General features: G+C 63.1%; 9 protein-coding genes. 7 read left to right on the top strand and 2 right to left on the bottom strand.

All coding sequences use genetic code 11. From position 1 onward, the window contains the following. Positions 1-449 precede the first annotated feature (449 nt). Positions 450-2,174 carry a dihydroxy-acid dehydratase gene (gene ilvD / locus J6497_RS17815; RefSeq protein WP_225705580.1) on the top strand — a complete coding sequence of 575 codons (1,725 nt, stop codon included), beginning with the start codon at positions 450-452 and terminating at the stop codon, positions 2,172-2,174. Next, positions 2,161-3,000, top strand: a complete 840-nt coding sequence (locus J6497_RS17810; protein ID WP_225705657.1) for a tetratricopeptide repeat protein — start codon at positions 2,161-2,163, stop codon at positions 2,998-3,000. The genes ilvD and J6497_RS17810 overlap by 14 nt, the downstream gene beginning before the upstream one ends. 28 nt (positions 3,001-3,028) lie before the next feature. Here the strand turns inward: J6497_RS17810 and xth are convergent, their stop codons facing one another. Continuing rightward, positions 3,029-3,820 (bottom strand): exodeoxyribonuclease III, encoded by a 792-nt coding sequence (gene xth, locus J6497_RS17805; RefSeq protein WP_225705579.1) that lies wholly within the window; start codon positions 3,818-3,820, stop codon positions 3,029-3,031. Between the two features lie 159 nt (positions 3,821-3,979). Here xth and J6497_RS17800 point away from each other — a divergent pair, with 159 nt between their 5' ends. The 3 genes from J6497_RS17800 to J6497_RS17790 are packed head-to-tail and all read left to right on the top strand — an operon-like array spanning position 3,980 to position 9,090. Further along, entirely contained in the window at positions 3,980-5,113 is a 1,134-nt protein-coding gene (locus tag J6497_RS17800; protein WP_225705578.1) for an efflux RND transporter periplasmic adaptor subunit, read from the top strand. Between the two features lie 6 nt (positions 5,114-5,119). Beyond that, complete coding sequence (locus J6497_RS17795; RefSeq protein ID WP_225705577.1) at positions 5,120-8,245, top strand: efflux RND transporter permease subunit; 3,126 nt, start codon at positions 5,120-5,122, stop codon at positions 8,243-8,245. Between the two features lie 2 nt (positions 8,246-8,247). Continuing rightward, positions 8,248-9,090 carry an amidohydrolase family protein gene (locus J6497_RS17790; RefSeq protein WP_225705576.1) on the top strand — a complete coding sequence of 281 codons (843 nt, stop codon included), beginning with the start codon at positions 8,248-8,250 and terminating at the stop codon, positions 9,088-9,090. Between the two features lie 11 nt (positions 9,091-9,101). On the opposite strand, the gene erpA is transcribed toward J6497_RS17790, so the two are convergent. Continuing rightward, entirely contained in the window at positions 9,102-9,431 is a 330-nt protein-coding gene (gene erpA, locus J6497_RS17785; protein WP_225705575.1) for an iron-sulfur cluster insertion protein ErpA, read from the bottom strand. A gap of 104 nt (positions 9,432-9,535) precedes the next feature. On the opposite strand from erpA, the gene J6497_RS17780 reads away from it, so the two are divergent. Both J6497_RS17780 and argS read left to right on the top strand, forming a co-directional pair. Further along, positions 9,536-10,747 (top strand): deoxyguanosinetriphosphate triphosphohydrolase, encoded by a 1,212-nt coding sequence (locus J6497_RS17780; protein ID WP_225705574.1) that lies wholly within the window; start codon positions 9,536-9,538, stop codon positions 10,745-10,747. 9 nt (positions 10,748-10,756) lie between these two features. Next, a complete protein-coding gene (gene argS, locus J6497_RS17775; RefSeq protein ID WP_225705573.1) occupies positions 10,757-12,556 on the top strand; it encodes an arginine--tRNA ligase in 1,800 nt (599 codons plus the stop codon). Positions 12,557-12,664 lie beyond the last annotated feature (108 nt).

The raw sequence follows: 12,664 nt of genomic DNA, 5'->3' as shown, positions 1-12,664 counted from the left end.
GTCCTTGCACGGCAACGCGATGGCAATGTGCTAAGTGACGGGCGCTTGTTCGTGCCCTAACAATCTCCGGTTGTTAGGGCGCCTGCTGCCATCGCATGAGTCCGAGGAGCGACGGAGCGCGAGAATCGCAGGGCGAGTTGGGGCGAAGCCAAACGCGCCATCTTCGCTAAGAATAGTTGCTCCCATGACAGCTCTCGTGCCCGAAAAATGCCCGCGGGGTGCCTGGAGTCCGTCTAAATGGTTGCTGCCGGGCAACGATCGTTGCCCTCAGGCAACAGTTCTCTAAGATTTAACCGCTTAATTGGCCGGCTCTTGCACGCGCCGCTTTTTAGCCACACCCCTGCATGAAATCATGCTTCGGAAGGCTAAAGCCACGGCGCTCGCGAAGCGAAGGGAAGATCACCATTTCCCGGGTCAAAGACAGAGAAGGCTGGGGAACAGGGTTCGCGATGGACGCCAAGACCAATATCAAGAAAAGACTGCCAAGCCGCCATGTGACCGAGGGCCCCGAGCGTGCCCCGCACCGCTCGTACCTCTACGCCATGGGTCTCACCACCGAGCAGATCCACCAGCCGTTTGTCGGCGTGGCCTCCTGCTGGAACGAAGCCGCTCCCTGCAATATCGCGCTGATGCGCCAGGCCCAGGCGGTGAAGAAGGGCGTAGCCTCGGCCGGCGGCACACCCCGCGAGTTCTGCACCATCACTGTCACCGACGGCATCGCCATGGGTCATGACGGCATGCGCTCCTCGCTGCCGTCGCGGGAATGCATCGCCGATTCTGTCGAGCTGACCGTGCGCGGCCATGCCTATGATGCCCTGGTCGGGCTCGCCGGCTGCGACAAGTCGCTGCCGGGCATGATGATGGCGATGGTCCGTCTCAACGTGCCCTCGATCTTCATCTATGGCGGCTCGATCCTGCCGGGCAATTTCCGCGGCCAGCAGGTCACGGTCCAGGACATGTTCGAAGCCGTCGGCAAGCATTCGGTGGGGACCATGTCGGATGCCGATCTCGACGAGATCGAGCGTGTGGCCTGTCCCTCGGCCGGCGCCTGTGGCGCCCAGTTTACTGCCAACACCATGGCGACCGTGTCCGAAGCGATCGGGCTTGCACTCCCGTATTCCGCCGGGGCGCCGGCGCCTTACGAGATCCGCGACGCCTTCTGCGCCACCGCCGGCGAGAAGATCATGGAGCTGATCGCCAAGAATATCCGGCCGCGCGACATCATCACCCGTAAATCCCTGGAGAACGCGGCGGCCGTCGTTGCAGCTTCCGGCGGCTCCACCAACGCTGCGCTGCATCTGCCTGCGATCGCCAATGAATGCGGCATCAAGTTCAGTCTGTTCGACGTGGCGGAAATCTTCAAAAAGACTCCCTATGTCGCGGATTTGAAGCCGGGCGGCCGTTATGTTGCCAAAGACATGTTTGAAGCTGGTGGCATTCCGCTGCTGATGAAGACGCTGCTCGATAACGGGTACTTGCATGGTGATTGCCTGACCGTGACGGGCCGAACGATCGCCGAAAACCTCAAAAGCGTGAAGTGGAATCCGCACCAGGACGTGGTCCGTCCTGCGGACAAGCCGATCACCGTTACCGGCGGTGTCGTCGGCTTGAAGGGTAATCTTGCGCCGGAAGGAGCGATCGTGAAGGTCGCTGGCATGTCGAATTTGAAGTTTACTGGTCCTGCCCGTTGCTTCGACCGCGAGGAGGACGCCTTCGAGGCGGTCCAGAAGCGGACCTACAAGGAGGGCGAGGTCATCGTCATCCGCTATGAGGGGCCGAAGGGCGGCCCGGGCATGCGGGAAATGCTTGCAACGACGGCGGCGCTGACCGGCCAGGGGATGGGCGGTAAGATCGCGCTGATCACCGACGGCCGCTTCTCGGGCGCCACCAGAGGCTTCTGCATCGGCCATGTCGGACCGGAAGCCGCGATCGGCGGACCGATCGCGCTGCTGCAGGACGGCGACATCATCGAGATCGACGCGGTGGCCGGCACTCTTAACGTAAAATTGAGTGACGCCGAGCTCGCCGAACGCAAGACCAAATGGGCCCCTCGCGCGACTAACCATAAATCTGGTGCGCTGTGGAAGTATGCCCAGCAGGTCGGGCCTGCGGTGGATGGCGCGGTCACCCATCCAGGTGGTGCGCACGAGAAACAGTGTTATGCGGACATTTGAGCGTACGATTATTGCGTTGATTTTAGGGGCCATTCCGGTGGCGGGCCCTGGATTCGCATTCGACGGCGCCCCGGTCAATCCGCAGGATGCTACGCTACCGATAGTTTCGCCTCAGTCCAGTGCTGGGGGAGTATTGAAGCGGGTGGCGGTTCCGGCGCCCGCGGCGAACCCCGCCAACTCCACGACCTCTTTCTCGTCGCTGCAATTTGCCGCAGAGGGCGGTCATCCTATCGCCCAGTGGAAGCTGGGGCGGATGTATGCCGAGGGCGACGGTGTCGCCCAGGATGACCTGCGCGCCTTCGAATATTTCAGTCGCATCGCCAATGCGCATGCCGAGGATAGCCCCTCGGCGCCGCAGGCGACGATCGTGGCCCAGGCGTTCGTCGCGCTGGGACGCTACTACCTCAACGGCATCCCGAACTCGAAGATCAAGATGGATACCGAGCGGGCGCGGGAGATGTTCTCCTACGCCGCGTCCTATTTCGGCAATGCCGACGCCCAGTACGACCTCGCCCGGCTCTACCTGAAGACGCCGGACGCCTCCCGGGAAGATTTCCGCTATGGCGCACGATGGCTCGGACTTGCGGCCCAGAAGGGTCAGCATCAGGCCCAGGCGCTGCTTGGCCAGATGCTGTTCAATGGCGACCGGCTGCCGCCGCAGCGGGCCCGCGGCCTGATGTGGCTGACGCTCGCCCGCGACAGCGCCGGACCTGACGAGATGTGGATCAAGGAAAGCTATAACCGCGCGTTCGCCAAGGCCTCCGATGACGACCGCGCGATGGCGCTGCAGATGCTCGAGCACTGGGTGCAGGGCCGCCGGGACTGATCCAACTAGCTCAACAGCTCGTCGCGCCTCAGGCGGCCTCGAAGTCGAGATCGGCCCAGACTGGCACGTGATCTGATGGTTTTTCCCAGGTGCGGACATAGCTGTCGACCCCGACATCGATCAGCCGGTCGCTGGCTTGCGGCGACATCAAGAGGTGGTCGATCCGCAAGCCCCAATTCTTCTGCCACGCCCCGGCCTGATAGTCCCAAAACGTGTACTGACCAGGCGCATCGGTGACCGCGCGCAGCGCGTCGGTCAAGCCGAGGCCGAGCAGGGATTGGAACGCTTCACGGGTGGTCGGGCGGAATAGAGCGTCTTCGAGCCAGGCCGCCGGGTTGTAGACGTCCAGCGCCGCAGGGATCACGTTGAAGTCGCCGGCAAGGATCAGTGGCTCTTCTGCTTTAAGTCGGTCCCTCGAATACTCAAGAAGCCGCGACATCCATTTGAGCTTGTAGGGATATTTGTCGCTGTTCACCGGGTTGCCGTTGGGCAGATAGAGGCAGGCGATCCTGAGCACGCCGTGCTTGTGGGTGACGACGCCCTCGAGGAAGCGGGCGTGGGCATCCTCATCATCGCCGGCCAGGCCCGACTTGGTCTCGTCGAACGGCAGCTTGGACAGCAGCGCAACGCCGTTGAAGGTCTTTTGACCGTGGGTGACGACGTTGTAGCCGAGCGATTCGATCTCCAGCCGCGGAAAGGCTTCGTCGGTGCATTTGATTTCTTGCAGACAGACGATATCGGGGGAGCACTCCTTCAGCCAGGTGAGGAGGGGCTCGATCCGCTGCCGGATCGAATTGACGTTCCACGTCGCGATGCGCATGAGGGGACCTATAGTCGCAATTTCCGCGGGTGGCATACCATCTGTCGTGCGGTTGTGATAACCATTTAAAATAATGGCGCAAATTGCGCCGTCGAGGGGCAGGCAAGGGGCAGGATTGGGTCGTCCCGGCCGTTGTGGGCCGGCAGACGAGCAAAAAGCATGAAGAAACGTAATTTGATTCTCGTTGCAGGCGTCATCGGCATCGCCGCCGCGGCCGCCTACGCCACCCGCTCTTCGTGGCTGGTTAGTGGCGGCGCGAACGCGCAAGCGCCGCAGCGGCCGCGCGCGGTTTCGGTCGAGCTTGCCAAAGCAGAAGGGCGATCGGTGCCGGTCGATGTCGATGCCATCGGAACCGTGACGCCGATGGCTAGCGTGGCGCTGAAGTCGCGGCTCGAGACCACGATCATTGGCGTGCATTTCGAGGACGGCGCCAAGGTCAATGAGGGCGACCTGCTGTTCACGCTGGATGCGCGGCAAATCGACGCCCAGATCGAGCAGGCCGAGGGCGTGCTGGCCAAGGACCGGGCACAGTTCGAGGGCGCGCAGCGCGATCTCCGCCGCTACAACGATCTCGTCGCCAAGGGCGCGACCACCCAGGTCAATGTCGACAATGCCAAGACCCAGTCCGACATCCTGATCGGCACCATCAAGGCCGACCAGTCCGCGCTCGATAATCTCCGCGTGCAGAAAAGCTACACCGTCATCCGCGCGCCGTTTGCCGGCCGCATCAGCGCCGCCAATGTGAAGGTCGGCAATTTCGTGCGCCCCGCCGACACACAGCCGCTCGCCACCATCAATCAGATGGCGCCGGTCTATGTCACCTTCGCGATCCCGCAGCGGGTGCTGGCCGACCTCCGTGACGCCATGGCAAGGGGCGAGTCCAAGGTGATTGCGACCATCCCAGGGCACAAGCGCTCGGAAGAGGGCAAGGTGGCGATGGTCGAGAACACCGTGGACTCGACCACTGGCATGGTGACCGTCCGCGGCATCATGGACAATGGAAACGAGACCCTGTGGCCGGGCATCCTGGTGCAGACCAAGCTGATCATCCGTAGCGAGGACGCCGTGGTAGTGCCGACGGTCGCGGTCCAGCGCAGCCAGAGCGGCAACTATGTCTTCGCCGTGAAGGACGGCGTGGCCAAGGTCATCCCGGTCAAGGTCGACCGCACCTTTGGCGGGTTCTCGGTCATCGCTGAGGGGCTCTCCGGCGGCGAGGATGTCGTCGTCGACGGCCAGTTGCTATTGTCGGATGGTGTACGGGCCGAGCCGCGCGCCCGCAAGGCCGGGGCTTAGATAGCGATGTCGCTGCCCGAGCTTTGCATCCGACGGCCGGTGATGACGACGCTGATCACCGCGTCGATCATCGCCTTTGGCATCTTCGGCTTCCGCCTGTTGCCGGTCTCGGCGCTGCCGAAAGTCGATTTCCCGACCATTGCCGTGACCGCGACGCTTCCGGGCGCGAGCGCTGACACCATGGCGGCCTCGGTCGCCGGCATCATCGAGCGGCAGCTCTCGACAATCGCCGGCATCTCCTCGATGTCCTCGAACTCCTCGCAGGGCACGAGCGTCATCACCATCCAGTTCGATCTCAACCGCAACATCGACGCCGCGGCGCTCGACGTGCAGACCGCGCTGACGATCGCCCAGCGCCGGCTGCCGGTCGAGATGACGACACCGCCGAGCTTCCGCAAGGTGAACCCGGCGGAGTTCCCGATTCTCTTCATTTCGCTGAACTCGGCGACACTGCCGCTCTCGACCGTCAATGAATATGGCGACATCACCGTTGGGCAAGCGCTGTCGCAGCTTCCGGGCGTCGCCCAGGTCTTGATCTATGGTGCGCAGAAATTCGCCATCCGGGTCCAGGCCGACCCCGTGGCCGCAGCGGCGCGCGGGGTCTCGCTCGAGGACGTCAGGGCGGCGGTGTCACGCGCCAATTCCTCGACGCCCGTCGGAACACTGAACGGGCCGAAGCAGGACGTCGCGCTGCAGGCCTCCGGCCAGATGGACAAGGCGGCCGACTACCGGCAGATCTATGTCGCCTGGCGCAACGGTTCTCCGGTCCGGCTCGACGAAATCGCAAAGATCTATGACAGCGTCGAGAACGACAAGGTCGCGACCTGGCTGAACGACACGCGCGCCATCGTGCTCGCGATCCAGAAGCAGCCCGATGCCAACACGGTAGCAGTGGTCGATTCCGTGTTGGCGAAGCTGCCCGCGCTACGTGCCTCGATCCCGCCCTCGGTGAACATGCAGGTGATGATGGACCGCTCGGTTTCGATCCGGCAGGCGGTCAACGACGTCGAGGAAACCCTGCTGATCGCGATCGCGCTGGTCATCATGGTGATCTTCCTGTTCCTGCGCTCGCTATGGGCCACGGTCATTCCGGCGCTCGCGGTTCCGATATCGCTGCTCGGGACCTTCGCGGCGATGTATGCGCTGGATTACTCCGTCAACAACATGACGCTGCTGGCGCTGACATTGTCGGTTGGCTTCGTGGTCGACGACGCCATCGTCATGCTGGAGAACATCGTCCGCCACATCGAGCGCGGCATGCGACCGTTTGAGGCGGCTCTGAAGGGCGCACGCGAGATCGGCTTCACCATCATCTCGATCACCTTCTCGCTGATCGCCGTGTTCATCCCGGTGCTCCTGATGGGCGGGATTGTTGGCCGCGTATTCCGCGAATTCGCGGTGACCATCTCGGTCGCGATCATCGTGTCCGGGTTCGTGTCGCTGACTTTGACGCCGATGCTGTGCGCGCGGGTGCTGCGTGCCCATGACGAGACCAAGCGCCCGAATGTCGTGCTTCGGGCGTTCGAGGCGATGTTCGACGCCTTGCTGCGAGCCTATGAATGGACGCTCGACTGGGTGCTGGCGAAAAAGGCGCTGATGCTCGCCGTCACCTTGGCGACGCTCGCTGGCACCTTCTATCTCTACATGATCGTGCCAAAGGGCTTCTTCCCGCAGGAGGACACCGGCTTCCTGATCGGCGTGACCGAGGCTGCCACCGACACCTCATTCGAAGCGATGAAGGTGCGCCAGCAGGCGCTGGTCGACGTGCTTCGGACTGATCCTGCGGTCGACTACGTCAACTCGACCGTTGGTTCCGGCGGGCCCAACCCGACCGCAAATTACGGCCGCCTGTTCATCGCGTTGAAGCCGCAGAAGGAGCGTGACAACGCGACCGTCGTGATCGGACGGCTGCGCCAGCAGGCCCGCGCCATCCCGGGCATGCAGGCGTTCTTCCAGAGCGTCCAGAACCTCAACATCGGCGGCCGCGTCTCCAAGAGCCAGTATCAATATGTGCTGCAGAGCGGCGACACCGAGTCGCTGTACCGGATCGCGCCTGACATGCGCGACAAGATCGAGAAGATCCCGGGCCTGCTCGACGTCACCACCGATCTCTACATCAAGAACCCGCAGATGACGGTCGACATCGATCGCGAGAAGGCTGCGGTCTACGGCATCACCGTCGATCAGGTGCGCAACCAGCTCTACAATGCCTATGGCTCGCGCCAGGTTGGCACCATCTACATGCCCTCCAACGACTACCAGATCATCCTGGAGGTGCAGCCGGAGTTCCGGGTTGATCCGTCCAATCTGTCCAAGCTCTATATGAAGACCGCGAGCGGCCAGACCATTCCGCTCGATGCGGTCGCAAGGCTGGTGCCGTCGGTCGGGCCGCTTCAAATCAACCACCAGGGCCAGCAGCCGGCGGTGACGATCTCGTTCAACCTCGCGCCCGGCACTTCGCTGGGCCATGCGGTCGACCAGATTACCGCGCTGGAGCAGAGCTCGAACCTGCCGGCGACGATCGCGACCGGGTTCTCCGGCACCGCACAGGTATTCCAGGATTCGTTGCGCGGGCAGGGCGTCCTGATCCTCGCTGCAGTGTTCGCGGCCTTCGTGATCCTCGGCATTCTCTACGAGAGCTTCATCCATCCGATCACGATCATCTCCGGCCTGCCGTCGGCCGGCATCGGCGCGATCCTGACGCTGATGCTGTTCAACATGGAGCTGTCGGTGATCGCAATGATCGGCATCGTGATGCTGGTCGGCATCGTCAAGAAGAATGCGATCATGATGGTCGACTTTGCGCTCGAGCGTCGTCGCGTGGGATTGAGCGCCGAACATGCGATCCGTGAAGCGGCGCTCTTGCGTTTCCGCCCGATCATGATGACGACGTTTGCCGCGATCTTCGGTACGCTGCCGATCGCGCTCGGTGCGGGCGCAGGCGCCGAGCTGCGCCAGCCGCTTGGCGTGGCCGTGGTCGGGGGCCTCTGCGTCTCGCAGCTGCTGACGCTGTTCATCACGCCGGTAATCTACATCTATCTCGACCGCATCGACCGCCGGCTGCGCCGCAGGCTCGAGCCGCAGCTCGAGGAGGGCGGCGAGGACCGGCCACACGTGGTGGCGGCGGAGTGATGATGCTCCCTCGTGCAATGTGGGCGGTTGGATTTGCCGCCGCCCTGTGGTTCGCAGCAATCGGCGCGCCGGCACGCGCGGCCGAGCCGATCGAAATTTTCGACGCGCATCTGCACTACAATTGGGAGCCGACGCCCACCTACAAGCTCGATGAAGTGCTGGCGCTGTTCAGGAAGCACCGCATCACCGGCATCATCGCCACCAGCCGTCCCAATACCGGGACCCATGCGCTGGTCGATGCCAAGGCCGAAGGCCTCGAGGTGGTGCCGTTCATCCGGCCCTACCGTGTCCGCGCCGACATCCAGACCTGGTTTGGCGATCCTGATATCTTCGACCTCGTGCAGGAGGAGTTCAAGCGCGGCTACTACCGCGGCATCGGCGAATTTCATTTGTCAGGCAAGGCGGCTGATAGCGAGTGGGTGAAAAAGACCGTCGATTTCGCCGTCGACCACGATCTCTATTTGCACGCGCACGCCGATCAGGAAGCCGTCGAGATCCTGATGCGGCATAACCCGCGCGCCAAGATCATCTGGGCGCATACCGGCTTTGGCCTGCCGACCGATCGCGTCGCCGCCATACTCGGCAAGTATCCGAACCTGTGGGGCGAACTGTCCTATCGCGGCGGCATCGTCGACGGGGCAGGGAAGCTGACGGCGGAATGGCGCGCGCTGTTTGAGCGCCATTCCGACCGCTTCCTGCTCGGCTCCGACACCTGGGTGGCGGAACGCTGGGCAAGCTACGGCGACATCATGGCCGGCTACCGCGCCTGGCTCGATCAGCTACCGCCCGACATTGCCGCAAAGATCGCGTACGGCAATGCCCGCGCGTTGTTCGCGCTACGTTGAGGGAGGGCTAATCAGATCGAGAAGCTGGTGCCGCAGCCGCAGGAGGCGGTCGCGTTGGGGTTAACGACGCGGAACGATGCGCCGATCAAATCGTCGACAAAATCGACCTCGGACCCTGCCAGGAATGGCGCAGAGGCCGAATCGACCAGGACCACCGCGTCCTCACGGGAGATCACGAGATCGTCTTCGGCCTGGGCGCGGTCGACGTCGAACTTGTACTGGAAGCCGGAACAGCCGCCGCCCTCGACCGAAATGCGCAGCATCGCACCATCACCCTCACTCTTGAGGATTTGCCCGATCCGGCGGGCGGCCCGCTCGCTGATGGTGACAGAGTCAGTCATGGCAATCTCCAAAACTGCGTCATACCCATTTCATTTGGTATCCCGCCGTCACCATAGTTAAGTGCGGAAGGAAGCGGAATCAAATGGATAAGGACTAAAAAACCGTGTCGGTCGGAATGGCAGCTCCCCGCGCGCCCTATGCCTGCGACCCCGATCGCAGCCGCGGGCGGCTGTTCGCGGAGGGCCCGAGCAGGACCCGCAGCGCCTTCCGCCGGGATTGCGACCGGGTGATCCATTCCACCGCGTTCCGGCGGCTGAAGTACAAGACCCAGGTCTTCGTGTTCCACGAGGGCGACCACTACCGCACGCGGCTGACCCATTCGCTGGAAGTCGCGCAAATCGCCCGCGCGCTGGCCCGACAGCTCGGGCTGGATGAGGACCTGACGGAGACCTTGGCGCTCGCGCACGACCTCGGGCACCCGCCGTTCGGCCATGCGGGGGAGCGGGCGCTGGACAGGTGCCTGAAACCCCATGGCGGCTTCGATCACAACGCGCAGACGCTGCGCGTGGTCACCGCACTGGAGCACCGCTATCCCGAATTCGACGGGCTCAATCTCACCTGGGAATCGCTCGAGGGCATCGTCAAGCACAATGGCCCACTGACCGAGCGCAGCGGCGCGCCGGCCGGGCGCTACCGCGAGACGGGCGGCATCCCCATCGGTATTTTTGAGTACAACCAGACCTACGATCTGGATCTATGGAGCTTTGCCTCGCTCGAAGCCCAGGTCGCCGCTTTCGCCGACGACATCGCTTACGATGCCCACGATATCGATGACGGCCTGCGCGCGGGACTGTTCAAGGTCGACGAGCTCAAGGTGATGCCGCTGACCGCGGAAGTCATCGCCGAAATCGACCGGCACTATCCCGGTCTGGACGAAGTCCGGCGCGGCGCGGAACTGGTGCGCGAATTGATCTCGCATTTCATCGGCGCGGTGTTCGCCGAGGCGAGCCGGCGGCTCGACGCAGCACAGCCTCAATCCGCCCACGATGTGCGCCGTCACAATGGACCGCTGATTGCCTTCCCGCCGGTCGTTGCCCAGGAGGAGGCGGAGATCAAGGCCTTCCTCTGGCAGCGGATGTACCGCCATAAGCGGGTGATGCGGGTGATGGACGATGCCGAACAGATCGTCTTCGACTTGTTCGCCCGCTACCGGGAATCCCCAGGAGACCTCCCACCTGAATGGGTGGAGGGCAGGGAGGCGGAGACTGAGGCGGAACGCGCCAGGCGGATCGGCAATTTCATTGCCGGGATGACCGACCGCTACGCGCTCATCGAGCATAACAGGCTTTTTGACTCGACCCCGGATTTGCGTTAGGCGGCGCCCATGGCCGACAAACCAGCTTCTCCGCATCTTTTTGCCGATGTGCTCGCGCGCGTACATGCGATTTGCGCCGCGCTCGCGACCGAAGACAATTGGCCCGGTGGCATCGAGCTTTCGCGGGTCGTGGTCGAGCCGCCGCGCGAGGCCAGCCATGGCGACATGGCAACCAACGCCGCGATGGTGCTCGCCAAGGAAGCCAAGGCCAAGCCGCGCGATCTCGCCGAAAAGATTTCGGCCAAATTGCGCGCCGACGAACTTGTGGCATCGGTCGAGGTCGCCGGCCCCGGCTTCGTCAACCTGACCCTCAAGCCCACCGTCTGGACCGATGCGCTGCGCGTCGTGCTGCGCGAGGGTGCTGCCTATGGGCAAACTGCAGTCGGGGGCAATGAAAAGGTCAATGTCGAGTACGTCTCGGCCAACCCGACCGGGCCGATGCATGTCGGCCATTGCCGCGGCGCGGTGTTCGGCGATGCGCTGTGCAGCCTGCTGCAGTTCGCAGGGTTCGACGTCATCCGCGAATATTATATCAATGATGCCGGCGCCCAGGTCGACGTGCTCGCACGCTCGGCCTATCTCCGCTATCGCGAGGCGCTGGGCGAGGACATCGGCGCGATTCCGGAAGGACTTTATCCCGGCGACTATCTGAAGCCCGTGGGGCAGGCGCTTGCCAAGGAATACGGCGACAAGCTGCGTTCGATGCGAGAGGCTGCCTGGCTGCCGATCGTGCGCGACAAAGCGATCGCGATGATGATGGCCGAGATCAAGGACGATCTCGCCGCCCTCAACATCAAGCACGACGTGTTCTTCTCCGAGCGCTCGCTGATCGAGACCGGCAACAACAAGGTTGCCGAGACCATCGATTTCCTGCGTGACAAGGGCGACATTTACGACGGCCGCCTGCCGCCGCCGAAGGGCAAGCCGGTCGAGGATTACGAGGATCGCGAGCAGACGCTGTTTCGCGCCACTGCCTATGGCGACGATGTCGATCGTCCGCTCATCAAGTCGGACGGCTCCTACACCTATTTCGCGTCGGACATCGCCAACCATCGCAACAAGTTCGAGCGTGGCTTTAACAACCTGATCGATGTGTTCGGCGCCGACCACGGCGGCTACGTCAAGCGCATGCAGGCGGCGGTGAAAGCCGTGAGCGCAGGGAAAGCCGAGCTCGACGTGAAGATCGTGCAGCTCGTGCGGCTGCTGCGCAATGGCGAGCCGGTGAAGATGTCGAAGCGCGCCGGCGAGTTCGTGACGCTGCGCGAAGTCGTCGACGAGGTCGGCTCGGATGCGGTGCGCTTCATGATGCTGTTCCGCAAGAACGATGCGGTGCTCGATTTCGACCTTGCCAAGGTGATCGAGCAGACCAAGGACAATGCCGTGTTCTACGTTCAGTACGGACACGCCCGCGGTCATTCCGTCTTCCGCAACGCGCGCCAGCAGGGCGTGCTACCCGACCTGCCGGACGAGGACGGCGCACGGCGGAAGTATCTTGCTGACGCGGCGTTGGAACGGCTGTCCGACCCGTCCGAACTCAGCCTGCTCAAGCAATTGGCGCTCTATCCGCGCATGATCGAGGCTGCGGCGGTCGCGCATGAGCCGCACCGAATCGCTTTCTATCTGTATGATTTGGCCAGCGAATTTCACGCGCTGTGGAATAAAGGGGGCGATTTGCCCTATTTACGCTTCATTATCAATAATGATGCAGAGATCACAAGGGCGCGACTGGCAATGGTTCAGGGCGTCGTCTCGGTTCTGGCATCGGGCCTAGCTGTTCTAGGCGTCCAGGCCCCAACCGAGATGCGGTAGCAGGGGCGAAGCCTCTCGCGATGGGGATCGTGGGGGTATTTGGCAGGGACCAATTCGTTCGTACCAGGAAGTTGCTGGCGACTTGGCGCTGTCCCAAATGGGATGCAT

The sequence above is a fragment of the Bradyrhizobium cenepequi genome, assembly GCF_020329485.1.
Lineage (GTDB): Bacteria > Pseudomonadota > Alphaproteobacteria > Rhizobiales > Xanthobacteraceae > Bradyrhizobium > Bradyrhizobium cenepequi.
This window is presented reverse-complemented; position numbering and strand designations above follow the sequence as displayed.